The following is a 26,406-nucleotide window of genomic DNA, read 5'->3' on the forward strand; positions in this document are numbered from 1 at the left end:
AACCAACGACAAAAGTCATAAAAATGACAGGAGCGGTCCAGGATGATGGAAACACTTGAAGGCAGGCATATCGTTGTGACCGGTGGAACCGGCGCGCTCGGTGGGGCGGTGGTCGGCAGACTGCTGGAGCAGGGCGCGATCTGCCATGTGCCGAACGCGCACGCCGCCGCGCCTTCACATTTCCCCTTCACCGCGCATGACAATGTGAAGCTGGCGCACAATGTCGACCTGTCGGACTCCGCCAAGGTCGAAGCCTTCTATTCCCAGGTCCCTGCCTTGTGGGGATCGATCCATCTGGCGGGCGGCTTTGCCAAGGCACCGGTGGAAAAGATCGAATCGGCATCCTTTGCCGAGATGATGGACACCAACGCCCGCACCACCTTCCTGTGCAGCCGCGCGGCTATCCGCTCGATGCTGGCGTCGGGCTCTGCCGGCCGCATCGTCAATGTCACCGCGCGCGCCGGGCTCGACCCCAGGCGCGGCGCCGGGATGGTCGCCTACACGGCCAGCAAGGCCGCGGTGGCCGCCATGACGGTGGCAATGGCGGAAGAGCTCAAGGCCAATGGCATCCTGGTCAATGCCGTCGCCCCCTCAACGCTCGACACGCCGGCAAACCGCGCCGACATGCCGGATGCCGATTTCACCAAATGGGTCAGCCTCGAAGCGGCGGCTGAAGCAATCGCCTATCTCGCCTCGCCCACCAACCAGGCGATGAGCGGAACGCTGGTGCCGCTTTACGGACGCGCTTAATGCACGTCGCAGCAGGTCGGGCGAATCCTAGTCGCCGCGACATGCTGTAGCCGGCCTCCGACAGCATTCGTCAAAGAAAAACCCCGCCGGAGCGATCCGGCGGGGTTTTGTTTTCAAGGCTGCGAGAAGAGCTTAGCTGCCCTGCTTCTTCAGCGCGGCACCCAGGATATCGCCCAGCGAAGCGCCGGAGTCGGTCGAGCCGTACTGGGCGACCGCTTCCTTCTCTTCGGCGATTTCCAGCGCCTTGATCGAGACCTGCAGCTTGCGGGTCTTCTTGTCGAAGGCGATGACGCGGGCGTCGACCTTCTGGCCGACGGTGAAGCGCTCGGGGCGCTGCTCGTCGCGATCGCGGCTGAGGTCGGAGCGCTTGATGAAGGTCTCGATGCCACTGTCGACCAGCCGCACTTCCAGACCGCCATCCTTGACGCCGATGACTTCGCAGGTGACGACCGCGTTCTTGCGCAGTTCTCCGCTCGTCGCTGCTTCGCCGACCGTGTCCTTGGCCAGCTGCTTGATGCCGAGCGAGATGCGCTCCTTGTCGATGTCGACGTCGAGCACCTGCGCCTTGACCATGTCGCCGCGATTGTACTCCTCGATGACCTGCTCGCCCGGACGGGTCCAGTCGAGATCGGAGAGGTGCACCATGCCGTCCACGTCGCCTTCGAGGCCGATGAACAGGCCGAACTCGGTCTTGTTCTTGACCTCGCCCTCGACCTGGCTGCCGACCGGATGGCTCGAGGCGAAAGCCTGCCACGGATTCTCCAGCGTCTGCTTGAGGCCGAGCGAGATGCGGCGCTTGGCCGGATCGACCTCGAGCACTACCACATCGACTTCCTGCGTCGTCGACAGGATCTTGCCGGGGTGCACGTTCTTCTTCGTCCACGACATTTCCGAAACGTGGATGAGACCCTCGATGCCCGGCTCCAGCTCGACGAACGCGCCGTAGTCGGTGATGTTGGTGACGGTGCCCTTGATCTTCTTGCCGATCGGGAACTTGGTGCCGATCTCGGACCACGGGTCGCTCTCGAGCTGCTTCATGCCGAGCGAGATACGGTGGGTTTCCTGGTTGATGCGGATGATCTGCACCTTGACCGTCTGACCGATGTTGAGGATTTCGGTCGGATGGTTGACGCGGCGCCAGGCCATGTCGGTGACGTGCAGCAGTCCATCGATGCCGCCGAGGTCGACGAACGCACCGTAGTCGGTGATGTTCTTGACGACACCCTCGACAACCTGGCCTTCTTCGAGGTTCTGCACGATCTCCGAACGCTGTTCGGCGCGGCTCTCCTCGAGCACGGTACGGCGCGACACCACGATGTTGCCGCGGCGGCGATCCATCTTGAGGATCTCGAAGGGCTGCGGGTTGTGCATCAGCGGGGAAACGTCGCGGATCGGGCGGATATCGACCTGGCTGCGCGGCAGGAAGGCCACGGCGCCGTCGAGGTCGACGGTGAAGCCGCCCTTGACCTGATTGAAGATGACACCTTCGACGCGCTCACCCTTGGTGAACTTCTCTTCGAGACGGACCCAGCTCTCTTCGCGGCGGGCCTTCTCACGCGAAAGCATCGCTTCGCCAAGCGCGTTCTCGATGCGCTCGACATAAACTTCGACGGTGTCACCGACCTTGAGAGTGGTGTCCTTGCCCTTGACGCCGAATTCCTTCAGCGGCACGCGGCCTTCGACCTTGAGGCCGACGTCGATGATGGCCATGTCCTTTTCGATCGCGGTGATCGTGCCCTTGACGACCTGACCTTCGCCGGAGTGGCCGGCGGTGAATGATTCTTCGAGCAGGCTCGCGAAATCATCGCGAGTGGGATTTGCAGTTGACATTGTTTCTCCTGGAGTGCCCCGCATCTCAAGCGGGACGGGCGCCGTGGGTTAGCGTTGCGTTGGCCTGCCGGCGTTCCGGGCTAAAAGCCCTGGGCCGCTTTTTGGGCGGCAATTCCGGCGCATGAAGAATGCTGGCAGGCTGGTTCGTGCCCGATATGGGTATTTTCTTCGCCTCCGGCAATCGGAAGCAGCATGAAAACCCGGATCAGGCCTTGTTTCTCTTGGCCAGCACGTCGTCGATGACAGACATGGCCGCGAGAAACGCGGCTTCTATAGCCATTTCGCTGGTATCAAGCAAGTGCGCGTCGGGGGCCGGCTTCAAGGGCGAGTCGGCCCGGCCCATGTCGCGCTCGTCGCGGCGTTGGATATCGGCAAGGATTTCGGCGAAATTGGCCGTGCCGCCGATGCTTTCGATCTCGGCCAGCCGCCGTTGTGCCCGCACTTCGGCGCTGGCCGTCACGTAGAGCTTTATGTCGGCGTCGGGGCATACGACGGTGCCGATGTCGCGGCCGTCAAGCACCGCACCCGGCGGCGTCCTGGCGAAGTCGCGCTGCTTTTCGACCAGGATGCGGCGCACGGTCGGGAAAACCGCGATCTTCGAAGCCGCTTCGCCAACCGCATGCGCCGACAACACCGCCCGGTCGAGTTTTGCCAGGTCGACCTGGCGCGCCGCGGTCTCGGCCGCCGAGACGTTGTCGAGCGGCAAACCAAGCCGCAGCAGCGCATGCGCCACAGCGCGGTAGGTAAGCCCGGTGTCGAGCAGGTTCAGCCGATAGTGATCGGCGAGCCGGCGGGCGAGCGTGCCTTTGCCGGCGCCGGCAGGGCCGTCGATGGCGATGGTGAAGGTGTGGGTCATTGGCATGCAGACGCCTTACGCATGGAAAAAGGCCCCTGCGACTTCGTCATCCTAGGGCGTAGCGAACGCGAAGCGGAGCGAAGACCCTGGGATCCATGCCGTGACTTCAGCCAAAGAACGCTGCGGATCAGAATTTTGCACCGTCGCGGCGCGTTGAGGTCATGGCATGGATCCTGGGGTCTGCGCCGCGTCGCTGCGCTCCTTGCTTCGCCCCAGGATGACGAAGCACGGGATGTTCCCAGCCAATCTCCAAGGTTTGCGATTGCCACTTGTCACCCAATCTCCGCGCCAAGTCCCTTCATCAACCCCATGAACTCCGGAAAGCTCGTCGCGATCATCGCCTGGTCGTCGATCGTCACCGGCTTCTCCGTCGCCAGTCCCATCACCAGAAAGCTCATGGCGATGCGGTGGTCGAGATGGGTCTCAACGGTCGTGTCCCGCCCGTTGGGATGACCGCCCAGACCCTTGCCGCCCGGCTTGCCGCGCACAGCAAGCGAAGCTTCGCTCTCGGTGCAGTCGACGCCGTTGAGCTTCAACCCGGTGGCCACGGCCGAGAGCCGGTCGGATTCCTTCACCCGCAGTTCTTCCAGCCCCTGCATCAGCGTCTCGCCCTCGGCGAAGCTGGCGGCAACGGCCAGCACCGGATACTCGTCGATCATCGACGGCGCCCGCTCGGGAGGCACGGTGACGCCTTTCAGTTCGGAGTAGCGCACGCGCAGGTCGGCGACGTCCTCGCCGCCGGCATTGCGCGGGTTCAAGATGTCGATCTGGCCGCCCATCTCCTGCAGCGTGAGAAGCAGGCCGGTGCGGGTGGGGTTCATCAGCACATTTTCAATCGTGATGTCCGAGCCCGGCACGATCAGCGCAGCCACCAGCGGGAAACCCGCCGATGAAGGGTCGCCCGGCACCGCGATGGTCTGGCCGGTCAGCTTGCCCTGGCCTTCGATGAAGATGTGGCGCACGCCGCGCTCGTCGGTCTCGACCGACAGGTTGGCGCCAAAGCCTTTCAGCATCTTTTCGGTATGGTCGCGCGTCATCACAGGTTCGATCACCGTGGTGATGCCTGGCGTGTTCAGCCCGGCCAGCAGTACGGCCGACTTCACCTGCGCCGAGGCCATCGGCACGCGGTAGGTGATCGGTGCGGCGTGTTTTGGGCCATGCAGCGTGATCGGCATGCGGTCGCCGGGCGTGGCTTTGAGCACCTGCACGCCCATCTGGCGCAAGGGTTCAAGCACGCGCCCCATCGGCCGGCCGGATAGCGAAGCATCGCCGATGAAGGTCGTCTCCATGTCGTAGGTGCCGACTAAGCCCATGGTCAGCCGCGAGCCGGTGCCGGCATTGCCGAAGTCGAGCGGTCCTTCCGGCTGCAGCAGCGCCCCGTTGCCGGTACCGCGGATCACCCATTCGGCGCCGTGCTTCTCTATATGCGCGCCCATCGCCTTCATGGCCGCCCCCGTGCGCATCACGTCCTCGCCTTCGAGCAGGCCGGTGATGCGGGTTTCGCCGGAGGCGAGCCCTCCGAACATGAAGGAGCGGTGCGAGATCGACTTGTCGCCCGGCACGCGGGCCGTGCCGGAAAGGGCTGGTGACTTGCGGGCGGTGGCCGGCTTGGCAGCGGCGGCGTGAGACATGGAATTTCCCTGGACGGATGCCGGCTGACCGGCGCTTTTCATTTGTTGCGGCGGTCTCGTATCACGGCGAGGCGAAATGGTCATCCCCATGGTCCTCACTTGGCGCGAGGCCTTTCAATGCTTGGTTTTGTGACGCCGGCTTTTCGCTTTGACAGCGCTGCAAACTGTGGTTAAGGGGACCACTCTTTTATTGACGAGGCTTGGCCGTGGTAAAAACCGAACTTGGCACAAAACGTATCGACCCTGAAACGGGCCGGAAATTCTACGACCTGAACAAGGACCCGATCGTCTCGCCCTATACCGGCAAGAGCTATCCACGTTCCTATTTCGATGAAGGCAAGATCGCCGCCGTCGAGGAGGAGGAGGAAGTGGCCGAGAAGGAAGTGGACGCCGAGGACGAAGAGGGCGTCGAGGTCGTCTCGCTCGAAGAGGCGGAAGACGATGCCAAGAGCGACGATCTTCCCGATCTCGGCGACGACGAGGATGACGTCGACCTCGGCGACGACGAGGATGACACCTTCCTCGCCGACGAAGAGGAAGAAGAAGACGACGTTGCCGACATGATCGGCGTCGGCGACGACGATGACGAGGTCTGACAAGGTCTCGAACGCGAGCCTTTGCCGGCTTTCACCGCCTGTGAAGAAAAAGCCGCCGATGAAGGCTTGATATCTGGGAAAGGCGGGGTTAGAAGCCGCCTGCACTAATGGCGCGGTCTTCCAACCCGCGCCGATCTCTCGCCGGAAACGGCGCCGGCTGACTGCCGGGAGTGGGGCCATAGCTCAGTTGGGAGAGCGCTTGAATGGCATTCAAGAGGTCGTCGGTTCGATCCCGATTGGCTCCACCAAACGGTCTATTTAGGACAACCCTTTGAAGTGTACTGATCTGGCGTGACGTCTCCAGCTTCGCGGTGACGTCTGACTTGGGCTGCGCATCCGGATGCCCCCCTCATTCAACAAATCAGGGGCGGCCGAGCTCGAACGGTCACGGAACGTCGGCGTCGAATTCGATGGCAAATCCCGCATCTATCGCGCTTCGCGCTATGTGGTCGCCAAGTTCCCAATCCGTGAGCTCGCAAAGCGGAAACATGTTTCTTACGGCGCGGATAATTTCGGATAGCGAAACGCAAGGGCTGTCAACATTGTCGATCAGGTAGCGGACAATCGCCTGGCGAACCTCCGTGGAAACAGTCCTCTGCGCCAGCGCGGACATCTCCGGCCTACGAATGGAGACGCGGTGCTGAGCCGTCTGGCTCTGCCGCGTCGAAGGCGACGGGCACCATGTGAGCGATGCAGGCCGCCGCCAGCATCTCCTCCAATTCGTGATCGGTGGCCTTGCATTTCGGCATAAGTGTTCGGATGGCGCGGATTGCTTGTGCAATGGAGAGAAAGCGGGCCTTGCCCCTGGAAAGGACATAGGCTTCGGCCGCTCCTTCCACCGTGATGGTGTGAAACGTATTGGTCATCAAGAATGCCTCCCTGAAATCCAAGCCAATACGACTTTCGACCAACATGTGTCGGTCTTCAAGGCTATGTCCGATTCCGGACAGTCAGCCGGAGGCGATGCCGAAGTGACGCTGCTCCTCCTCGCCATATGCGCCGTGCGTGAGTTTTATCATTCCGGTGCGGTCGACAATCGTGATCTCGCCGCGCTTGGCGTGAACAAGCCCTCGATATTCAAGCATCTGGAGAGCCGTGGTAACGCCGGGGCGTCGGGAACCAAGCATGGTCGCCAGAAATTCATGCGTCAGATAGATGATATCTCCTTCGGCGCGGTCGTTGACCATAAGCAACCAGCGGGCCAGCCGTTCCTCGATTTTCGAGTGGCCATTGACCAGCGCCGTTCGCGAAGACTGGATCAGGAATTCGTGGGCGTAGCGAAGCAGTGACGGGCGAAGGGTCTGGCTGCCGGCGATCGCCATGCGAAGCGGTTCAACCGGCAGGGACCAGCCTTTGCTGGCGACCTGGATATAGGTTTCATTGGGAGACCTGTCCTGGCCGAGGACGACCGCAATGCCCGTCATGCCGTCATAGCCGATCAGGCCGACTTCGCTTTGCCGCCCTCCGGTCATGGCGGCGACCACCGATGCGATACCGGTCTCGGGGAAATATACATGCTCGATCGGCTGATATGCGATCTCCAGCCGGGCTTTGATGGCCAGTTCGACGTGATGCATCGATGGCCGTAAAAGCGCGAAATCCTCAGGCGTGAGGGTATTCAAAACATGGTTGCGAAAAGTGGATTGAGGCATGGCTCTTCTCCCTGACGGGCAAGAGCACGTACCTCTCACTGTCGGCTGCATCCGGATAAATGGCAGCCGATAGTCAAGTTTACGCCCCATAAGCGGGCTTGGCAAATAATTGCGCCCCGCGTCGGGCGAGGCCACCCTAAGACCATTCTTCCTGCGACGATCGCTTCCGGTCGCGGGTTTTCAGCCGAGAAGGTCGGCGGCGACTTCGAGCGTGTTGCGGAACGACGTCTCGAGGTGGTTTTCCATCGCCTGTGCCGCGCCCTCGGCATCGTGTCGCTTCAGGGCGTCGAGAATGGCTTCGTGCTGCTCGATCGTCTTTTCGCCATAGCCGGGCTTTGGAATGGCGAGGTAACGGCCGCGGTCCATCTGCGCCTTCGAGATGTCGACCGCCCGCCAGATCATCGGCAGGCCGCAGATTTCGGCAATAGTGCGATGGAAGACATCGTCGAGCTGGATCGCGGTCGCGTATCTGCCGCGCGATATGGCAAGCCTGTGCGCCGCCATATTGTCCTCCAGCAGTTCGGCGGACGCCGGCGTGAGCTTGACGGCCGCGCGCCTGGCGCTCTCCATCTCCAGGGACCGGCGGATGATATAGGCTTCCTCGAGATCGGCGCGGCTGATCGGCGCGACATAGGTGCCGGTCTGCGCCAGGATCTTGACCAGGCCTTCGTCGCTGATGCGCTTGACCGCTTCCCGCACCGGCGTGCGCGAAACGCCGAGCGCCTCCGCGATGGCCACCTCGTTGATCACTTCCCCCGGCTTCATCTGTCCGACGACGATCAGGTTGCGGATCTTCTGATAGATCTGATCGCGGAGCGGCAGCGCCCGATTGAGGGTCGAAGGGTCCAGGTCCATGGCAAATCCATAGCTTCGTTCACCGGGAATGGTCAGATTATATTAGAATGTAAATCGGAATGGGAGCCTCGGTCGACGCGGACTGGCCGGCACGCTCGACGCTGGCGCAGCGCCCGCACGCACTCGCTGCACGATCCGGTGCGCTGGAAATATTAGATCCTCGACAGTATTTCCTCAACGGCGAAAATCCGCCGCTGCACGCCTGGAGCTGATTTATCACCGGCGACCGGGACGAGCGGCACCGTCGAGCTAAGCGGCTTCGCCCCTGTCGGTAATCCCGGGTGAAAGCTTACCCGCAATTTACGACCATCGGCTACATCAGTTCCTGTCTGATTCGCCCGGGACAGGAACATCATGAGCAAAGCCCTCACATCCTTCGCACTGGTCGCAGTGCTGACCGCCTTGCTCATGGCGCTGAGCCTGGCGGTGGCAAGGCACGGCTATCCCTATGGCGCGATCGGTGTGAGACGGCTAGACGGCATCGCCGACGCCGGCACGTTCATTCCACTTGCAGCCGTCTATTTCTTCAGCGCCCTGCTGATGATGATCCTGCCGATCAGGGCAGCCAGCATTGTCCTGACCAACGCCGCGGACGCGGTCTTCTGGACCGTCATCGTGCTGTTCGCGGCCATCCTTGGCTGCCTCGTCGCCAGGTGGGCTTTCGGTCAGCGGGATATCTTGTGGGCGGTGTTGAACTGGCGCTTCCTGTTTGCGGCCGCGATCATCGGCTGTCATTTCGTCATGAACGAGTTGCGCCGCAATGTGCTGCTGCGCAGCCTGTTCTTCGTGATCTTTGCCGCCGCCACGCTGGCCTGCCTGTTCTGGTCGTTTACGCTTTGAGCATGATCAGCGCTGGCTAATTTTCGGCGGCGATGTTGCCGACATCGATGCGCAGCTTGCTTTCAGGGGATGGCTACCGGGTGCGGGAGACGGTCTTCTCGACGTAGCGCGAGAAATCCTCGATATCCTGGGGCGAGGGCTCCCGGCCGGTGAAGCTGCGCAGATAGGCGGCAACATGCGGCAGGCGGCTGCTCATCGGCTCGTTGAGTTCCAGCGAATAGTAGCCGATCTGCATGAAATAGAGCACGCGCGCGCGCACGAACGCGTCTTCCCCCTCATAGCCATGACGCATGAACATGTCGCGTATGGCATTGACGCGTTCTTCGTCGGCCTCATCGAGCGCACGCCGGATGGTCGGGGAGCGGCGCGCCCAGGCCCGGATCGCGAAATCCAGCCGGGGGTCGAACAGCTTTTCGTCCACCCAGCATTCGAAAATGCTCATCACCCCGCGAATGACAGTCGCGGAAGGGCGTTGGGCGCGCTCGACGATGAATCGGGTATTGGTCTGTCGCCAGTGGTCCAGCAACTGGTCGAGCAGATCCTGGCGGCTCTTGAAATACCAGTAGAAGCTCGAGCGCGAGACGTCGAGCTGCTGGCCTAGCGTCAGCACACGGACGCGTTCGACGCCATCCGAGATCAGGGTTTCAAGCGCGAGCTTCAGCCAGTCGTCCCGAGTGGCCTTGATGTTGCCGGTGGCGCCGGCACGCTGGATCGTCGTCTCGGGTGCTGCCATCAGCACGACGCTTGACACGCCGCATCGGGCAAATCAAGGTCGTGGACATATCTGTACAGGGCAATTCGACCTTGACCCGGAGCGCTATCCACCGATGTTAGCCGGATTGGTTGTCGACGCGGCACTGTCGCCGCTGCACCGAAGGCATGAGCATGGGCCGGGGACTTTTGTCGCGGCCTTCCAGCCCAGTGCGTGCTTTCCCGCAACGCAATTGTCTGGCAAATACCCTTCAGACAGATGCGGCCGCGCGGCCAGCAAGCAGGAAGGCAAGGACATGACAGCGTTTCGAAAGAACCTCATCGATGGCGAATGGGTCGGCGATGCCGGGTCCCGCAACATCAATCCTTCGGATACGGGCGACGTCGTCGGCGAATATGCCTCGGCGGGCGTCGAACAGGCGGGCCAGGCGATAGCGGCGGCCAAGGCGGCGTTTCCGGCGTGGTCGCGCTCCGGTCCGCTGGCCCGTCATGCGGTGCTGAAAAAGGCGGCCGACGAGATCATGGCGCGCAAGGACGAACTCGGCCGCAATCTTGCGCGCGAGGAAGGCAAGACGCTGGCCGAGGGCATTGGCGAGACCATTCGCGCCGCCCAGATATTCGATTTCTTTGCCGGCGAAACATTGCGCCTGTCGGGAGAGGTGGTGCCAAGCGTGCGGCCGGGCGTCGGCGTGGAGATCACGCGCGAAGCGGTCGGCGTGGTCGGCATCATCACGCCATGGAATTTCCCCATCGCCATTCCCGCCTGGAAGATCGCTCCGGCGCTGGCTCACGGCAACACCATCGTCTTCAAGCCGGCCGAACTCGTTCCCGAGAGCGCTTGGTCAATCGTCGACATCCTGCATCGCGCCGGCCTGCCCAAGGGCGTGCTGAACCTCGTCATGGGCAAAGGCTCGGTGGTCGGCCAGGCAATGCTCGACAGCCCCGACGTCAACGCCATCTCCTTCACCGGCTCGGTGGGAACCGGCAAGCGCGTCGCCGCGGCAAGTGTCGAGCACATGCGCAAGTTCCAGCTCGAAATGGGCGGCAAGAACCCGCTGGTCGTGCTCGACGATGCCGATCTGGCGGTCGCCGTCGATTGCGCGCTGAACGGCGCCTTCTTCTCGACCGGCCAGCGCTGCACGGCCTCGTCGCGTTTGATCGTCACCAACGGCATCCACGACCGTTTCGTCGACGCGCTCAAGGAGCGCATGGAAAAGCTGGTGATCGGCGATGCGCTCGACGTGCAGACCCAGATCGGCCCGGTTGTCGACGCGACCCAGCTCAAGCAGGACGAGGACTATATCGCCATCGGTGTCCGGGAAGGCGCCACGCTCGCCTTCGGCGGCGAGCGGCTCGACCGCAAGACGCCGGGTTTCTATCTCAAGCCGGCGCTGCTGACCGAGGCCACCAATGCAATGCGCAGTTCGCGCGAGGAGATTTTCGGCCCGGTCGCCAGCGTCATCCGCGTCCAGGACTATGACGAGGCACTTGCCGTCGCCAACGACACGCCGTTCGGGCTGACCTCCGGCATCTGCACCACGAGCCTCAAGCACGCCACGCATTTCAAACGCAACTCCGAAGCCGGCATGGTGATGGTCAACCTGCCGACGGCGGGTGTGGACTTCCACGTTCCCTTCGGCGGGCGCAAGGGCTCGAGCTTCGGCCCACGCGAACAGGGCCGCTATGCCATGGAGTTCTACACCACGGTAAAGACCGCTTATACGTTCGCGGGATGAGTTGGCGCGCCGGCTGACGGGCCGGCGAACCGTCACCTCACCAGAAACCGGACCGGTGCAAGCGATGACGTTGCAGGACCTGACCTGGCTCAACCCGCCGCCGCATCACGCCATCGAAGGTGATGGCGTGCGTGTGCGCACCGGTAAGGAGACCGATTTCTGGCGTGAGACCTTCTATGGTTTCTGGCGCGACAACGGCCACTTCCTGTCTGGGCGGGTCGAGGGCGACTTCACCGCCGAGGTCACCGTCAAGGGCGACTACAAGGTGCTTTACGACCAGGCCGGGCTGATGGTCCGGCTGAGCGAAACACACTGGATCAAGGCCGGCATCGAATACACCGACGGCCTTGCCTATGTCTCGGTCGTTGTCACCAACGACACCTCGGACTGGTCGCTGGTGGCCATCGCCGCTGGCCCGGACGGCGTCAGGATCCGCCTGACCCGCCACGGCGAAGCGATCCGTGTCCAGTATCTCGACGCTTCCGACGGTCATTGGAAGCCGGTGCGGCTCGCCTATTTCCCGATCTCGAAGATGGTCGATGTCGGCATGATGTGCTGTTCGCCGCAGCGTGAAGGTTTCGAGGTCACGTTCTCCGGATTTTCGGTCGGCCCACCGATTGCGCGGGACCTGCACGACTGACGCCCGCAAACTATCTGGAGCCTCTGCGCGAGGAGCTTCGGCGGGCGGCCGCCCACCACGGGACGTGTAGGATTTCCAGCTTGGGCAGGCCGACCGGCCGGATGCCGAGGTCGTGGCAAGGAGGCGCCACGAATCGAGCAGCATCCGGTCGCTCCTTTCGGGATTTTCGACGAGCTCCACACCAGGCAATCCGGCAGCGTCCGCACGGTTGCCTCGGGGATCGTCGGATAGACGCTGTCGGTCGCGGCTTCGGCGGGCAGCACGTTGGGAATTCCATTGGGAGCGACATCGATCGGCACCTCGTGCCGAAAGACCGATCAGCTTGTCGCAATGGTTTTTGGGATTATCGCCTGGACCATGCCAGCCAGCGCGCCGCCAGGCGCCTGCGCAGGGAGGTGAACCGTGTCCGCCTGTAGGCGTCGCCCGCCATCTTGATGCCTTGCGTCTGTGTCGGGAAGGGATGGATGACATCGGCCAACGCATGCAATCCCACGCCCGATTGGATGGCGAGGGTCACCGTGTTGATCATCTCTCCGGCATGGCTGGCGACGACCGTCGCCCCCAGGATGCGGTCGGACCCCTCCCTGACATGGATCTTGACGAACCCTTCTTCCTCGCCGTCCATCACGGCACGGGCGACATCGTGCATCAGCACGGTGTAGGTCTTGACCGGAATGCCGTTGCCGCGCGCCTCCAGGGGGTAGAGACCGACATGGGCGATCTCCGGATCGGTATAGGTGCACCAGGGAATGACGAGTTCACTGAGCCTTTCGCGGCCGCGAAACAAGGCATTGCGCACGACAATGCGCGCCGTTGCCTCGGCGGTGTGGGTGAACTTGTAGTCGAGGCAGACGTCGCCCGCCGCGTAGATGTGCGGGTTGCTGGTTCGCAGATAATCATCCACCTTGATTCCGCTGGCATCGTACGCCACGCCAGCCTCTTCGAGGTCGAGACCCGCGACATTGGGTGAACGGCCGACGCCGGTGATGATCTCGTCCACCGAAATCGTCTTCGTGTCGCCATCCCGCATCAGGTCGGCGAGCTTGTTTGCCCCTTCCCTGCGCACCGCCACCACTTCGGTGTTCAGGCGCACCTCCACCCCCTCGCGCGCCAGCGCATCCGAAAGGATCTGAGCGGCGTCGCGCTCCTCGCCGGGCAGGAACATCGGATCGCTCTGCGCCAGGATGACTTTCGCGCCGAGCAGGCAGAAGGCCTGCGCCGTCTCGCAGCCAAGCGGACCGCCGCCGATGACGAGGAGCCGCGGCGGGCATTGCGTAAGGTCGAACATCGTCTCGTTACTGAGATAGCCGGCTTCGACCAGCCCCGGAATGGCAGGGAAGGCGGGATGCGCGCCTGTCGCAATCAGCGCCTTTTTGAAATGCAGCGTGCTGTCCGCGACCGCGACCGTATCGCGTCCGGCAAATCGCGCCTCGCCGAAATAGAGATCGATTCCTTCCGAAACCAGGCTCGCGGCGGAATCGGCACGGCTGATCCGCTGCCGGATCTGCCGCATCCGTGTCATGGCCCGTTGAAAATCGACACGAAGATGGTCCGGGGGGTCGCCGCCGAAACTCTCGGCATCGCGCATGTCGGCATAAAGCCTGGCCGTGCGGATGATCGACTTCGACGGAATGCTGCCGACATTGACGCAGGCGCCGCCGACCAGTCCACGCTCGATCAGCGCGACCTTCGCTCCAAGGCTCGCCGCATCATGCGCGGCGGTCAACCCTGCCGGCCCGGCGCCGATGATGACGAGATTGTAGGGGCCGTTCGGGATCGGGTTCTTCCAGTGCGGAGGATGCGCGCCCCTGATCAGTTCGACGTCGTTGCGGTCGACGGGGAAGGCGGCTCTCGTCGGTTCACCTGACATCGCGCCCCCCGGTTGCCGGCCGCGACAGCCACCCGCCGGTGAAGCCAGCCTTGCCCAAGCCGCGACGGATGTGGGGATTGGAGCGCATGAGCTCCCAGATCAGGCCGGAACGGTGGTTTTCGATCATCATCACCGCAATACCCTGGTCCAGTCCGTAATGGCCTTCCGACACCCAGCCGTTGCGGCCGAATTTTCGCCGGTTGGCCAATGTCGGGTTGAAACCGCTCGGCAGCCGGAAATTGTCGATCACGTCCGGGTAACGATCGACGAGGTGCCGTAGCGCCGCCAGGCAGATATCCGGCGCGAAAGGCAGCGACGCCGGATAGGACCATGGCGCGATCGTGCCGTCATCCGGACCGAAAGGCGCGCCGCGCGCCGCATAACCGGAAAACCGGTGGCGCCGTCGCTGCACGCTGGCGCGGAAGCCGCCTGGTCCGTCGCCTGCCGAAAGGCCCCACAGGTTCTCGCCATAGCCGTCAAAGCCGTAAGGATTGTGCCGGGCGTAATCGCGGTGAAGGTGTGTCGAGCGGCGGCTGTTTTCGAAATAGTCCGAATTCTTCTCGCGCATGAAAGCGTCGCGGATGCCGGCGAAATCGATCCAGGCATGTGAGAATTGGTGCATGAACAGCGGCCCGCCATAGAGCACGTCGTGGCCGTAGATGTTTTCCCATTGATAGGTCGCCGTCCAGGCCTCGTAGCTGCCGTCGGAACTCGGGAGGTCCGGTGAGGCCATGGACAGCACATAGAGGATCGTCGCCTCGTTGTAGCCTTCCCAGCCATAGTGCAGAAAGCCGCTCCTGGCCTTCCAGCCCTGGCGGAGCGTCGGGCTGCTGCCTTGCGCCCATCGCCAGTCGACGCGCCTGTAGAGCGCCTCGGCCAGTTGGCGGATTTCGGCCTCATCGTCATTGTTCCTGGAAAAATAGGCGCCCGCCACCAGCATGCCGGCGATCAGCAAGGCGGTGTCGACCATCGACAGCTCGCAGCGCCAGACGCGCAAACCAGTCCGCATGTCGAGGAAGTGGTAGTAAAAACCTTTGTGGCCGGTGACGTCGTGGCCGCTGCCTTGCGTGCTGGTCTGGAAGAAGCGTAGCGCCGCAAGGGTCAGCCTGGCAGCCGCGTCGCGCGCTATCCAGCCACGTTCGACGCCGATCGGATAGCAGGACAGGGCGAAACCGACGACGGCGATGCTGCACGGTGAATTGGGCCGCGACGTGTCGGCGACCAGCCCGTTGTCGGGGTTCACATTCTCCAGGAAATAGCCGAAGGCGGCGCGTTGATAGCGGTCCAGAAGCTCGTCATCGGCCAGCGCGGCGGGATCTGCTCTAAGCAAACGATGCAAACTCCAACATGATGATCGCGGCTCCCGTTGATCGCACATCACCGGCACGGTGGCCGGGGGGCGTCGCACCTGCCGGGCTCTCTCGTCGTGTCATGGCATTTCCCTGTTATGGCACGTTCATTGGGTCGTCAGCTCCCATAAGCCTGTCCAGCTCCAATCGTTGCTTCGTCACGCGGAGTTGTAGTTGGCTCGCGCCAACTCGGAACTGCCTCGATACGGCTCAATAAGTGGCGCGGCCGCCCGAAACGTCAAACACGGCGGCCGTGGTGAACGAGCATTCCTCCGAGGCGATCCATGAGATCAGCGCCGCCACCTCCTCGACCTCGCCGAAGCGAGCCATCGGTATCTTGGACAGCATGAAGTCGATGTGCTCCTGGCTCATCTGCTTGAAGATCGCTGTGCGTACGGCGGCCGGCGTCACGCAATTGACCGTCACCTTGGTCTTGGCGAGCTCCTTGCCGAGCGACTTGGTCAGGCCGATCACCGCCGCCTTCGACGTGCTGTAGGCGGAAGCGTTGGGATTGCCTTCCTTGCCGGCGATCGAGGCGATGTTGACGATGCGGCCATAGTTGCGCTCGAGCATGTGCGGCACCAACGCCTTGTTGCAGTAGAAGACGCCGTTGAGGTTGATGTCGATGACCCTTTGCCAATCCTCGGCCGAATAGGACCAGGTCGTCATGTTCGGCCCGGTGATGGCGGCGCTGGTGACCAGTATGTCGACGCCGCCGAGGGCTTCGATAGTCGATTGTGCGGCGGCCTCCACACTTGCCGAATCCGCAACGTCCATCATCACCCCATGCAGGCCGGGAATAACGGCTTTCGCCTGTTCGATCTGTGCGGGATCGCGATCCCAGACGCTGACGCGCCCGCCTTCGTCGACGATCCTCTGCGCGACTGCCAGGCCGATGCCCGAGGCGCCGCCAGTAATCACCGCCGCGCGGCCGGCGAAGCGTCCCGCGAAATTCATCGGCATGTGATCCCCTCCCTGTCTATCTGGCTGAAAGCCGATCTATGTCATGGTCTTTCCATTCGAGACTGTGAGGTTACCGCCAGCCGAGTTCAAGTCGGTACGCTGTCGGATCGTCTGGGCCAACACCGGCCGGATTATGGGGTGTGATCTCTCGGCGATCGCCGCGCTGTAAGACAAGGTGACCGAATTTGCCATTGAGCATGGGGTGCGATAGGTTATATTGCACTGCACAATGGAGACGCCGTTTCTTGCACGCCCTTGTTTGCGGATATGCCGGCTGGTCCGCGACCTGCCGGTCCCGGGTCGTGTCGACGGGACCCTTTAGATGAAAATTCCCAAATCCCTGATCGTCGACCCCGAAAAAAATTCGGTCTATGGCAGCTTTGCCGTTGCCGTCTCGATCTGGGCGTTCTCCTATTCCGTCATTTTCGGCCAGGTGCTGATCCTGGCCTATTATGCCGTCTGGCTTCCGCTCATCCTGGTCGACTACCGCCGGTTCCTGCGGCAACTGTCCAGTGCCTGGCTGCCGCTGCTCTTCGTGGCCTATGTCTGCTTCTCCGTGTTCTGGTCGCAGGCGCCCGGCGTCACCGCCAGAACGGCGGTCCAGTACTTTTCGCATATCGCCTGCGCTTATGTCGCGGCGCGCACCGTCAGCGTGCGCACCCTGACGATAGGCGCCCTGGTCGGCATATTCTTCGTCCTGGTCTATTCCCTGAAGGTCGGTGGCTATTCCGAGGACGTGCTCGACGGCACCTATAATTTCGTCGGCGCCTTCGCCTCCAAGAACCAGATCGGTTTTGTCGGCTCGCTCGGCATCTATTTCTCCGTCGTGTTCCTTGCTTTTCTGCGGCGTGGCCGGCTGAGCTTCATGCTGACCGTGCCAGTCGTGCTTTTGTCGGCCTATGTGCTGGTCGTCTCGCATTCCGCCACCTCGATGGCCTCGATACCGGCCGTCCTGGCGCTTATTGCGCTTCTTGCGATGAGCAAGCTTTTGTCGCGGCGTTATCGCCGGGTGATCTTCCTGATCGGCGCCGGCATGATCGTCGTGGTGGCTATTGTCGCCCTCAATCTCGGGCTCATGGATTTCGTGCTTGGCATCTTCGGCAAGGATTCGACGCTCACAGGGCGGACCTATCTGTGGGAGCAGGGCTGGGACGCCGCGCAGCGCTCGCCGATTCTCGGCGTCGGCTATGCCGCCTATTGGGTGCAGGGTTTTGCCGAACCCGAGCGGCTTTGGAACGAATTCTACATCGCCAGCCGTACCGGCTTCCACTTCCACAACACCTATGTCGAGGCCCTTGTCGAACTCGGCTTCACCGGGGCGGTGCTGATATCGCTGATCTTGCTGCGCACGCTCTATGGCCATGTCGCAGCGGTGATCTTCAAGAGGTGGCAAGCCGAATCGGTGGTTCTCTTCGGCGTGATGGTATTGCTGCTCATCCGTTCCTTCGTCGAAGTCGAGACCCTCAACCCTTACATCATGGGCTCCTTCCTGATGTATTTCAGCTACTTCAAGCTGGCGCGGCTGCCTGTTACCCGCACGCGATGGTCCCCCGCCATCGAGCCGGCGAATGCGAAGGGCGGAGAGGCAACCTGGCCTCATCGTCCCGCGGCGGCCGAGTAATGATGAGGGTCCGCTAGAGCCGTTCCAGGAAAAGTGCGTAGCGGCTTTCCGTCCGGCGCTAATGCATGTCGCGCAAAAGTGACCTCGGTTTTGCGACAACGGCATGCATCAAGCAACGGCCTAAAGCGCCGCATGAATCCGTTTCGACGCGACGCGCTTTAGATAAAGCTGGAGCGGGTCAGAGCCATTCCAGGAAAAGAACGTGAGACGGTTCTCCACCCGGTGTCGCGTCAACAGCCGTTCTGGTTTCCCGGTGTAGGAAATCCTGCCAGCAAAAACCTCCGCCCGGCAGGCCAGGCGGAGGTTCAAAGTCTTTGCGTTATGGAACGAACGCGACGGGCCGCGCGAACTTCCGCTTTCCTACTGGCTGGCCAGCGGTGCCAGCTTGATCTTGATCACATCGCCAGGCAGCACCGGTGTGTCTTCCTTGGCGGCGATTTCGCTGGTCTTGCCGTCGACATTGCGCACCAGCGAGTAGAGCAAGCTAGGCTGCTGGTCGTTGGTGATGGCGGCCGTCGTCGCCGGATCCGTGGCCTGGGTTATCAGGCCTTTTTGCATATTCACCTTCAGCGCGGCCTCGTTCAGGTCGGCTTCGGTCTGCTGCCGGTCGACGGCAAGCTTCGAGCTCAAGGTGTTCTGGGCGTCGATGGCGTCCTGCGTCGCCTTGCTGATAGCCTGCTTTGCGGTGAGGATGGCCGTCTCATAATCCAGGATCTTGCCCTGCAGGTCGGTGACGGACTGCTGAGAATCCAGAAGTCTCGAATTGGCGACCAGGCCCTTCTGGGCAAGCGGACCGATGCTGGTCAGCTGTTGCTGCGCCAGGTCGACCTGCTTCTGCTGGTTGACGATCTTCTTCTGCAGCGATTCGATTTCGGCCTGCAGCACACCCTTGAGATCGTCCAGCGCCTCGAGCTTCAGCTTCAGCGCCTTCTGGTCGGCGGTCAGGATCGTCATCTCGTCATTGACAATGGTCGGCAGGCGCGGATCGCCCTCGACCTCCTTCGGCGCTTCGAAGCTCGTCTTGCCAGCCATATCGGCGTCGATGCGGGCGCGCTTGACGATCAGTCGCACGCGCAGGTCGTCGGAAATATCGAAATTGCCCTTGGCTGTGACCAAGTCCTTGCCGAGCTGGGGACCGTAGTCGGCGTTGCGCCTGATGCCGCCGGCGACGCTGATCGCCTTCAGCACCGTAAGGTCGGGCACATAGGGAAATTGGCCGGGGTTCTGCACTTCGCCCGAAATGTAAAACGGCCGAAATTGTGCCATTTCGACCGAGGCTTCGGGCTTGTCCGACAAAGCGAGCTTGTGCTGCAGCGCCTCGCCGATCGCCGCGGCGATCTCCGCCGTGGTCTTGCCGGCCGCCGGCAGTTCGCCGACGAAAGGCACCGACAACGTGCCGGCCGGACCGACCGTGTATTGGCCATTGACCGACGACCAGTCGCGGAACGCGCTCTCGACGGTCTGCCATTCGGCAATGCGGATGGTGAGCTTGTCCTGGGAACCCAGACGGTAATCGTCGGCGGCGGCCAGCTGGGGGAAAGCGAGCGACATCGCAAGGCACGTCGCCACGAGCCGCGAGCGGCCCGAAAATGGGCCGCTGCCAAAGGCTTCCAACATGTCTATCTTCAACTGAACATTCCGATCCGTTTTAGCCCCATCGCCCGATGAGCTTGCCGCCCGATGCCTGGGTCAGGCCGGCCGATCAATAAGAGCCGCGTGACATCCAGACGGCCGGTACGGTCCTGATGATGATGCGAACGTCCTCGAACAGCGACCAGTTCTCGACATAGTGGCGATCGAACGCGACGCGGCTGTCATAGGAAACGTCGTTGCGGCCGCTGACCTGCCACAGGCCGGTCAGGCCGGGCCGGGACTTCAGATAATAGACGGCCGCGCTGCCGTAGATTTCCAGTTCGTCACGGACCACCGGGCGAGGCCCGACCAGGCTCATGTCGCCCTGGAGGATGTTGATGATCTGCGGCAACTCATCGAGGCTGAGCTTGCGCAGGACCGCTCCGACGCGGGTGACGCGTGGGTCGTTCTTCAGCTTGCGGGTCGCTATCCATTCCGCATTGGCCTCTGGATTGGTCGCAAGATAGGCAGTCAGCACCTTGTCGCCGTTCGGCACCATGGTGCGGAACTTGAGGCAGGAGAACAGCCGTCCGCCGCGCCCGATTCGGCGGTGACCGTAGAAAATCGACCCGCCATCGGAGAACTTGACGAGCAACGCTATCATGATGAACAGCGGGCTGAGCGCGATCAGCCCAGCCAGCGAGCCGGCGATGTCGAAGCTCCGCTTGATGAGGCCGCCGATCGGCGGCGGAAAGTCGGTGTCAGCCTGCGAAAAGTCCGCCGTGGCCGCCTTGGCAATATCCCTCATACGGAAACTCCATGCGTTGAACGAATGGTTTACCGCACGATACCAAAAAAATGCTGCAGCGCAACACACAATTTCCAACCCTCTTGAAATAGTCGCGTCATGAATTGACTAAATAATAAGCTCGCCCTGCACAAATTTCGAAATCTTTAGCACATTTGTGACAATAAGTGGGCAAGGATAAAAAAATCAGGACTTTTTTGAGGCGATTCCTAGGCGGCGCGTTCTCGGGACGAGGGTTGGGAGCATGTCAGTGCTTTAGGAAGATGCCATATTCGAAACTATTCACCTAAAATACTGCTTAATATTATAGATTGTACTCGCAGCTTATGGCGGCTGCAGGTTGAGTGAATTGCGATCGTGTGCGTTGCAGCATGGCAGAGTCGAAGGCGTAAGCTCAATCAAAAATATGTGCGGTTGCCCTTGCCGCCTTCTGCTCGCCTTAATAGAATTGCAAATTATACCTGTCATAGTGACGACAGGTTGAAAGGCCGGAAGCAACCGGTCGGCAGCGGGTGACTCAACAAGCCCGCATGACAAGGGACGGCGCTCGGGTGGGGCTATCGTTGGATATGACCCGAGCCGGTTTATGGGCTATTGGGTATGTCGCTTCCAAAATTCATCGTTGGGATGCTCTTCGCGCTCGCGATCGTCGTTGCCTGGTCCTGGCTAGGTGGGGCTTCGCTTGGCACGACACTGATGCGCATCATCATCTGCGCCGTGGTCATCCAGGCCGGTTATTTCGCGGTTGTTTATGCCATGATCGCCAGTAGCGCGCCGACACCAGCCGACAGGCTGCGCGAAGCCGAGAGAAAGCAGAACTCCACCGAAGTGCCCAAGGGCGAGGAGCTTGGCAGCGCCCGGCGGGGCCTGCATTAGATCCCACGGGGATATCACCGTCCTCAGGCCACATCGGCGGGTTCAGTCTCCGATTGTTCTCCCGACAGCATCCGGGACAGCCGGCTCCCCGGCTTCGCCTTCAGCCGCTGATATTGCCCGACTTCCACGACGCGGCCCCCTTCCATTGCCACCACCCAGTCGGCGAAGGCGATCATCGATGGCCGGTGCGCGATGGTCAGGATCGTCATCGCGCCGCGCAGGCCGTCGATCGACCGGGCGATAAGCGACTGGTTCTGCCAGTCGAGCGCGCTTGTTGCCTCATCCAGGATGAGCAGCGAGGGTTTGCGCAGCAGCGCGCGCGCCAGCGCGATGCGCTGACGCTCGCCGCCCGAGAGGCGTACGCCGCGGTCGCCGACCACCGTCTCCAGTCCCAGGTCGAGCCGTTCGACGAATTCGCCGGCGTGCGCGGCGCGCAGTGCCGTCCACAATTCGTCGTTGCCGGCCTGCGGGGCGGCAAGCCGCAGGTTCGCCGCGATCGTGTCATGCAGCAGGAACACGTCCTGCGGCACATAGGCCACCCGATCGCGCCAGCGGCGGCGATTGCCGGCATCGATCTCGACGCCATCGACGAGGATCTTGCCGGCGGTCGGCTCGAGCAGCCCGAGCAGCATGTCGGCGATCGTGCTCTTGCCTGATCCGGACGGGCCGATCAGAGCGGTGACCTTGCCGGCCGGGAGGCCGAAAGTGATGTCGCTCACCACCGCCTTGCCGGTGCCGTCGTCATAGGCGAAGGAAACATCACGAATGTTCAGCCCCGTATCGAGCGACAGCTTGCGGGCGTCCGTGGGTTCGATATGGCCCGGTTCGCGCTCGGCGTCGAAACGTGCCTGCAGGCTACGCATTGCTGTGTAGGCGGGCAGGTTGATCAGCAGCTGCTGGGCCTGCGTCTGCATGTCCATGAAGCGCGGCGCGATTCGCATGAAGACCAGGAGCAGCACGACGATCTCGGCCAGCGACAGGTGGAAGCGGACCAGCGCCACGTAGATGAAGACGCTCAAGCCCACGACGCTCGCCACCTGGAACACGGCGGTGCCGATCGAAGAATTGCGAACATAGGCGATGTTGTCGGCCTTCATCTTTTCGAGCGTGGCCTGCAGCTGCGCGAAATAGCTGGCCTCGACATTCAGGCTCTTGGCCACCTTGATGCCGCCGAGAAATTCCGAGACCGTGCGGTACTGATCCTGGCGATTGGTCGTCAGGATCCGGCCGAAAGCGGTGGCGCGCGAGCGGAACGGCTGCAGCGCTATGAACATCACGATGCCGATGACAACGGCAAACGCCGTCATGACCGGCGAAATGAACATGGAAATCACGAGATAGCCCGCCAGCAGCACGGCGATCTGCACCAGCATCAGCAGGGAAAAGGCCGCCCCCTGGATGCGGTCTATGTCACCGGTCAGGGCATGGTCGAGATCGGAGCCGCGCATGCGCGTGAACACGCCCCACCGCGCCTTGCCGATGCTCTCGAACAGGTTCATGCGCAAGCGGTTGATGAAATCGAAGAGCAGCCTTGCCATATAGACTGACTTGAAGCGGTTGAAAGCTGCCTGCACGGCAATAAGCCCGACCAGCGCACAGAGCACCGTGGTCAGCTGCATCGTTCCGCCTGGCACCAGCCAGCGCACAAAATCAATGTTCGGCAGCCTGACCGCGAAATCCTGGTCGGCGCGCCCGACCAGATGCAGCAGCGGCACCAGCAGCAGGATGGAGATGCCTTCCGTCAGGCTGCCGAGGATCAGGAACAACAGCGCCGTCCAGGTTCGCCGCCCGCCGATCTGGGCAATGACGGCACCGAACGCCGCGACATCGCGAAACAGCGACGGGCTGAAGACCGATGACCTAGGCATCTCCAGCCAGTTCCTTCTCGATCAGCGCTACGGCCTCGCCGATCCTGTCGATGCCCGTCGGAACGTCCAGCCGGCACACGCCGACATGGTTAGCGATTGCTGAACAGTGGCGAAGATGCATCGCCGCGAAATCGCCGGAGAGTGCAGCGCGGCCAAACCGCGTCACGTAGGAGAATTTGATGATGGCCGGCAAGGCGGCGATGTGAGGCAAGGGGGTGATCCCAGCCCTTTCGCCGCGCTCGAGGATGTAAATCCTGGCCGCCGGCACCTTGTTGCCGGAGAAGGCGCCGTGCAGGCGATGCTGCATTTTCTCGATCGCGGGATGCACTTGCGGCCGCACTTGCGCCTGCCCAAGCGAGATCGCCGCCGCGGCATCGGCGGCAAGCTTGATCTGCGGAAACCCCGGAACGATCATCGGCTGGTTCGGGTCTGCCAGGTCGATCGCCACGACGTCGTCGGTAAGCAGATCGTGTCCGGCCCGGACCAACGCGCTTGCCGTCGTCGATTTGCCGGCGCCCTTGTCGCCCATGAAGATGGCGCCCCTGCCGGTCACCGCAATGGCGCTGGCATGCAGAACCAGCAGGCCGCGCTGGTGCAGAAGCAGCGCCAGCACCGGCCCCAGCAGCGGGAAGGCAAGCAAGGCGTCGTCGACGCCGGGCGCCGGCTGGACATCGATGCGGCGCGCGTCGCTGATCAGGAATGCGCCGACGGCCTCCCAGGCCAGATACTGCCGGCCGGGCTCGAAGCGGAAGACGGTCGCGGCCTCCGCCGAGGGCTTGGGCATATCGATCGGGCCGATGGCGATCTCGATGTCGGCCGCCGCCGGTTCCGCCGGCTCCAGTTCGGGCAGTGACACATCGGATGCGATGATCAGGCCGTAGGCGCGGTAGTAACGTCGTTCTCCCGCGATCCCGCCGCGCTGGGCAAGATGGTCGAGATCGCCGCCGAACGGCTCATGGCGAGACATCATGCGGGGCTCCCGCCATGCTGGACCTGCCGCAGCCACAGCGACAGTGACGCCGAGCGCCAGACATACTGGACATCGAGCGGTGCCGCTTGGTCCGGCTGGCGCAGCAGCCGCGCATAGGCGGCGTTTACTTCCGGCAGGTTGACATAGGGTGCGATGCGACCCGCATCGCCAACCAGCAACTGCTCCAGCAGGTCGCGATGATTGCGCACCATGCCGTTGACGAGATTGGCGGTGAAATCGATCTTGTCGCGCCGCCATTGGACCGCCGCCGGCAGGATACCCTCCATGGCCTGGCGCAACACGTAGCGGCCAAAGCCGTGACTGAGCTTCTGCTCGCCCGGCAGCCCCAGGCAGAATTCGACCAGCGGCTTATCCCAGAACGGATAACGCGGCTCGACGCCGAAATTGGCGGCGGCCTTGTCCAGAACCTCGAAAGAATGCGGGACATATCCGTTGGACAGGATCCAGCGGTGGCTGAGCGCGTCGCTGGCCTGGATGCTGGGCGGCATATAGCCGGCTCGGTGGAACCGGTCGATGAGCTCCGTTCGCCGGACAAGGTCCGGATTGATCAGGTCGCGCCAGCTCCGGCCACGCTGCGATTTGGCAGGCCTGCCTATCCTGTTCAGGGCTCGGTTCCCCAGCTGTCTCAGCCTGGCGATGCGCCAGGCCGGTCCGTAAATGGTGAGAAACTGGAAATAGAGGCCGAGCGTGCTGCCGCCATAGGTGTTGGAGGCGCTGCGGACCTCGCGCCAGAGGTCCAGCCATCTGCCGCCATTGGCAAGCTCGTGCAGATGGCCATGTCCCTGCGAAACGACTTCGTCGCCGCCATGGCCGTCGAGCAGCACCTTGATGCCCTTGGCGCCCGCCGTCCGGTAGATGCCGCGGGTCAGCGTCAGGCCCGGCGCCAGGAAGGTGCCTTCCTGCTCCTCCAGTACCCGTTCGAACTCAGCGAAAGGCTCATAGTTGCCGACAGGGATCAGCGTCGGATCGGCCTTCTGCTGATCCAGCACCGCATCGATGAAGGAGCGCTCGTCCATCGACGAACCCCTGTCGAAAACCAGTGAGAAGGTCGGCAGCTTCGGCTTGCGCCCGGCCGCATTTTGCAGCCCGGCCACGCAGGCGATCGAGGAGGAATCGAGGCCGCCGCTCAGCATCGCACCGACCGACGGACTTCCCCGCATGCGATTTCGGACCGCTTGCGAGAACAGATGGGCGAATTCTTCCGCGGCATCAGACCGCGGCACTCCCTGCGATGGTTCGATCTGCCAATACCGGCGCAGCACCAGACGTTGCGCGCTGACGGTGAGACTGTGACGCGCCGGCAGGGCGAAGATGTCGCTATAGGGCGTGGATTGCGGGTCATCGGCAAGCCCGGCCAGGAATCCAGAAATCCGGTGCTCGCTGAGGCGCGCATCGACCCCGTCGAGGTCGAGCATTGGCCCGATCTCGGAGGCAAAGGCAAAGCGTCGCTCCGCGGCGTGGTAGTAGAATGGCTTGACCCCGAAATGGTCCCTCGCGCAGAACAAAAGTTGCCGCTCGGCATCCCAGACGGCAAAGGCGAAATCGCCTTGCAGATGCACGGGGCAGGCTTCACCCCAGCGCAGATAGGCCCGCATCAGCAATACCGCGTCGGCGACTGAGCTGTCCCTGATACCGAGCCTGGCGAGCAACTCGTCGCGGTTGTCGAGCCGGCAGTCGGCGGTGATGGCCAGCTTGCCGCCGGCCATGGTCAGCGGGCCGGGGCCGGCTTCGTCGGTCGTGTTCAGCCAGGCGTGGCCAAGCGCGATGCCGCTGTCCAGCCACCATGAGCTTCCGTCTGGGCCACGATGGCGCATGCGCGCCAGCATCTGCTGGATGCCGCTCGCCGCTTCAGCCGGCGCGGGGCCCTGTCGCAGCAGGATTCCGGCCACGCCGCTCATCGGCTGCCGTGGTCGACCAGATGGGCGAAACCATCGATGGATCCGCCAAGCACGATGTGGTTGTCGCTGACCAGCCAGGCATGCGCCTTCAATTGCTCGCCCGTGCCGCGCTCGATGCCGATGCGGACATTCGAGGCATTGCCTTGGCGCGCCAGGAGGTATTGGCCCGAAAGCGCCTGGGTCAGGCATGTGGCGCCCGGCACGAACCGTGCGGCCGCTGCAACCCCCCAGGCGACAAGCCGCAACTCGCCCATGCTGGCACATTGGCGCGCGTTGAGCCGTGTCACCATCCCGCGGACGCGGTTGTAGGAGAACAATGTCAGCCCGAGCCGGACGGCCGCGACCACCAGCAGGCAGCGGCACAGGAAAAACGCTTCCGAGCCGCTCAAGGACAAAACCCTCGCCAGGCTCCGCCCGCCAGGCCGCTGCTTCATCGGCCGGGGATGTCCCTGTGTCACAGGTCTTTGCTGCGGAACCACGGCCTTTTGTGACA

General features: G+C 62.7%; 24 protein-coding genes and 1 tRNA gene. 9 read left to right on the forward strand and 16 right to left on the reverse strand.

The genetic code is table 11. The annotated features are described in order from the left end of the window. The first annotated feature begins 42 nt into the window (after positions 1–42). The gene (locus FJ434_RS04580; protein ID WP_027142833.1) at positions 43–750 is read left to right on the forward strand and encodes an SDR family NAD(P)-dependent oxidoreductase; all 708 of its coding nucleotides are present in this window, start codon (positions 43–45) and stop codon (positions 748–750) included. 132 nt (positions 751–882) lie between these two features. On the opposite strand, the gene rpsA is transcribed toward FJ434_RS04580, so the two are convergent. From rpsA to aroA, 3 genes are all read right to left on the reverse strand, one after another. Continuing rightward, on the reverse strand, positions 883–2,580 hold the full coding sequence (gene rpsA, locus FJ434_RS04585; RefSeq protein ID WP_027142834.1) for a 30S ribosomal protein S1: 1,698 nt from the start codon (positions 2,578–2,580) through the stop codon (positions 883–885). A 205-nt stretch (positions 2,581–2,785) separates the two neighbouring features. After that, positions 2,786–3,436 (reverse strand): (d)CMP kinase, encoded by a 651-nt coding sequence (cmk, locus tag FJ434_RS04590; protein ID WP_140746624.1) that lies wholly within the window; start codon positions 3,434–3,436, stop codon positions 2,786–2,788. A 272-nt stretch (positions 3,437–3,708) separates the two neighbouring features. Next, positions 3,709–5,067 carry a 3-phosphoshikimate 1-carboxyvinyltransferase gene (aroA, locus tag FJ434_RS04600; RefSeq protein ID WP_140746102.1) on the reverse strand — a complete coding sequence of 453 codons (1,359 nt, stop codon included), beginning with the start codon at positions 5,065–5,067 and terminating at the stop codon, positions 3,709–3,711. Between the two features lie 206 nt (positions 5,068–5,273). Here aroA and FJ434_RS04605 point away from each other — a divergent pair, with 206 nt between their 5' ends. Together FJ434_RS04605 and FJ434_RS04610 are read left to right on the forward strand one after the other, a co-directional pair. Then, the gene (locus FJ434_RS04605) at positions 5,274–5,663 is read left to right on the forward strand and encodes a TIGR02300 family protein (RefSeq protein ID WP_140746105.1); all 390 of its coding nucleotides are present in this window, start codon (positions 5,274–5,276) and stop codon (positions 5,661–5,663) included. A 172-nt stretch (positions 5,664–5,835) separates the two neighbouring features. Further along, positions 5,836–5,911: transfer RNA gene (locus FJ434_RS04610), tRNA-Ala, on the forward strand. Positions 5,912–6,283: 372 nt separating this feature from the next. Here the strand turns inward: FJ434_RS04610 and FJ434_RS04620 are convergent. Genes FJ434_RS04620 through FJ434_RS04630 form a run of 3 tightly spaced genes read right to left on the reverse strand, consistent with a single transcriptional unit; the run spans position 6,284 to position 8,170 of the window. Further along, positions 6,284–6,577 carry a hypothetical protein gene (locus tag FJ434_RS04620; protein ID WP_246675877.1) on the reverse strand — a complete coding sequence of 98 codons (294 nt, stop codon included), beginning with the start codon at positions 6,575–6,577 and terminating at the stop codon, positions 6,284–6,286. 36 nt (positions 6,578–6,613) lie between these two features. Next, complete coding sequence (locus tag FJ434_RS04625; RefSeq protein ID WP_246678261.1) at positions 6,614–7,450, reverse strand: Crp/Fnr family transcriptional regulator; 837 nt, start codon at positions 7,448–7,450, stop codon at positions 6,614–6,616. A gap of 45 nt (positions 7,451–7,495) precedes the next feature. Next, positions 7,496–8,170 carry a GntR family transcriptional regulator gene (locus FJ434_RS04630; RefSeq protein WP_140746111.1) on the reverse strand — a complete coding sequence of 225 codons (675 nt, stop codon included), beginning with the start codon at positions 8,168–8,170 and terminating at the stop codon, positions 7,496–7,498. 59 nt (positions 8,171–8,229) lie between these two features. Here FJ434_RS04630 and FJ434_RS29665 point away from each other — a divergent pair, with 59 nt between their 5' ends. Together FJ434_RS29665 and FJ434_RS04635 are read left to right on the forward strand one after the other, a co-directional pair. Then, positions 8,230–8,382 carry a hypothetical protein gene (locus FJ434_RS29665; RefSeq protein WP_181166192.1) on the forward strand — a complete coding sequence of 51 codons (153 nt, stop codon included), beginning with the start codon at positions 8,230–8,232 and terminating at the stop codon, positions 8,380–8,382. 142 nt (positions 8,383–8,524) lie between these two features. Continuing rightward, positions 8,525–9,010, forward strand: a complete 486-nt coding sequence (locus FJ434_RS04635; protein WP_140506676.1) for a hypothetical protein — start codon at positions 8,525–8,527, stop codon at positions 9,008–9,010. 73 nt (positions 9,011–9,083) lie between these two features. Here the strand turns inward: FJ434_RS04635 and FJ434_RS04640 are convergent, their stop codons facing one another. Next, positions 9,084–9,743 (reverse strand): TetR/AcrR family transcriptional regulator, encoded by a 660-nt coding sequence (locus FJ434_RS04640; RefSeq protein ID WP_181165867.1) that lies wholly within the window; start codon positions 9,741–9,743, stop codon positions 9,084–9,086. A 274-nt stretch (positions 9,744–10,017) separates the two neighbouring features. Here FJ434_RS04640 and FJ434_RS04645 point away from each other — a divergent pair, with 274 nt between their 5' ends. Beyond that, positions 10,018–11,457: an aldehyde dehydrogenase family protein gene (locus FJ434_RS04645; RefSeq protein WP_140746115.1), complete on the forward strand. Its 1,440-nt coding sequence runs from the start codon at positions 10,018–10,020 to the stop codon at positions 11,455–11,457. A 64-nt stretch (positions 11,458–11,521) separates the two neighbouring features. Beyond that, on the forward strand, positions 11,522–12,097 hold the full coding sequence (locus FJ434_RS04650; RefSeq protein WP_140506670.1) for a DUF1349 domain-containing protein: 576 nt from the start codon (positions 11,522–11,524) through the stop codon (positions 12,095–12,097). Between the two features lie 343 nt (positions 12,098–12,440). Here the strand turns inward: FJ434_RS04650 and FJ434_RS04655 are convergent, their stop codons facing one another. The 3 genes from FJ434_RS04655 to FJ434_RS04665 all read right to left on the reverse strand — a co-directional run bounded on the left by FJ434_RS04655 (position 12,441) and on the right by FJ434_RS04665 (position 16,279). Next, the gene (locus tag FJ434_RS04655) at positions 12,441–13,967 is read right to left on the reverse strand and encodes a mercuric reductase (protein ID WP_140746118.1); all 1,527 of its coding nucleotides are present in this window, start codon (positions 13,965–13,967) and stop codon (positions 12,441–12,443) included. Further along, positions 13,957–15,297 carry a glucoamylase family protein gene (locus FJ434_RS04660; RefSeq protein ID WP_140746121.1) on the reverse strand — a complete coding sequence of 447 codons (1,341 nt, stop codon included), beginning with the start codon at positions 15,295–15,297 and terminating at the stop codon, positions 13,957–13,959. Before FJ434_RS04660 ends, FJ434_RS04655 begins: the two co-directional genes overlap by 11 nt. 229 nt (positions 15,298–15,526) lie before the next feature. Next, positions 15,527–16,279: an SDR family NAD(P)-dependent oxidoreductase gene (locus FJ434_RS04665; protein WP_140746124.1), complete on the reverse strand. Its 753-nt coding sequence runs from the start codon at positions 16,277–16,279 to the stop codon at positions 15,527–15,529. A gap of 322 nt (positions 16,280–16,601) precedes the next feature. Here FJ434_RS04665 and FJ434_RS04670 point away from each other — a divergent pair, with 322 nt between their 5' ends. Continuing rightward, the gene (locus FJ434_RS04670) at positions 16,602–17,900 is read left to right on the forward strand and encodes an O-antigen ligase (RefSeq protein ID WP_140506663.1); all 1,299 of its coding nucleotides are present in this window, start codon (positions 16,602–16,604) and stop codon (positions 17,898–17,900) included. Between the two features lie 360 nt (positions 17,901–18,260). On the opposite strand, the gene FJ434_RS04675 is transcribed toward FJ434_RS04670, so the two are convergent. Both FJ434_RS04675 and FJ434_RS04680 read right to left on the reverse strand, forming a co-directional pair. Further along, positions 18,261–19,517, reverse strand: coding sequence for a polysaccharide biosynthesis/export family protein (locus FJ434_RS04675; RefSeq protein WP_181165857.1), 1,257 nt, complete (start codon positions 19,515–19,517; stop codon positions 18,261–18,263). 85 nt (positions 19,518–19,602) lie between these two features. Then, on the reverse strand, positions 19,603–20,280 hold the full coding sequence (locus FJ434_RS04680; protein WP_140506659.1) for a sugar transferase: 678 nt from the start codon (positions 20,278–20,280) through the stop codon (positions 19,603–19,605). A 600-nt stretch (positions 20,281–20,880) separates the two neighbouring features. Between FJ434_RS04680 and FJ434_RS04685 the strand changes: the two genes are divergently transcribed. Continuing rightward, positions 20,881–21,156, forward strand: coding sequence for an exopolysaccharide production repressor exox (locus FJ434_RS04685; protein ID WP_140746127.1), 276 nt, complete (start codon positions 20,881–20,883; stop codon positions 21,154–21,156). A gap of 23 nt (positions 21,157–21,179) precedes the next feature. Here the strand turns inward: FJ434_RS04685 and FJ434_RS04690 are convergent, their stop codons facing one another. Genes FJ434_RS04690 through FJ434_RS04705 form a run of 4 tightly spaced genes read right to left on the reverse strand, consistent with a single transcriptional unit; the run spans position 21,180 to position 26,302 of the window. Beyond that, positions 21,180–23,024 carry an ABC transporter ATP-binding protein gene (locus tag FJ434_RS04690; RefSeq protein ID WP_140746130.1) on the reverse strand — a complete coding sequence of 615 codons (1,845 nt, stop codon included), beginning with the start codon at positions 23,022–23,024 and terminating at the stop codon, positions 21,180–21,182. Continuing rightward, positions 23,017–23,994, reverse strand: coding sequence for a serine kinase (locus tag FJ434_RS04695; RefSeq protein WP_140506654.1), 978 nt, complete (start codon positions 23,992–23,994; stop codon positions 23,017–23,019). The genes FJ434_RS04690 and FJ434_RS04695 overlap by 8 nt, the downstream gene beginning before the upstream one ends. Next, positions 23,991–25,913, reverse strand: coding sequence for a lasso peptide isopeptide bond-forming cyclase (locus FJ434_RS04700; RefSeq protein ID WP_140746133.1), 1,923 nt, complete (start codon positions 25,911–25,913; stop codon positions 23,991–23,993). Before FJ434_RS04700 ends, FJ434_RS04695 begins: the two co-directional genes overlap by 4 nt. Next, positions 25,910–26,302 carry a lasso peptide biosynthesis B2 protein gene (locus FJ434_RS04705; protein ID WP_246675884.1) on the reverse strand — a complete coding sequence of 131 codons (393 nt, stop codon included), beginning with the start codon at positions 26,300–26,302 and terminating at the stop codon, positions 25,910–25,912. Before FJ434_RS04705 ends, FJ434_RS04700 begins: the two co-directional genes overlap by 4 nt. Positions 26,303–26,406: the final 104 nt, after the last annotated feature.

Source organism: Mesorhizobium sp. B2-5-13 (assembly GCF_006440535.1).
In the GTDB taxonomy this organism is placed as follows: domain Bacteria; phylum Pseudomonadota; class Alphaproteobacteria; order Rhizobiales; family Rhizobiaceae; genus Mesorhizobium; species Mesorhizobium salmacidum.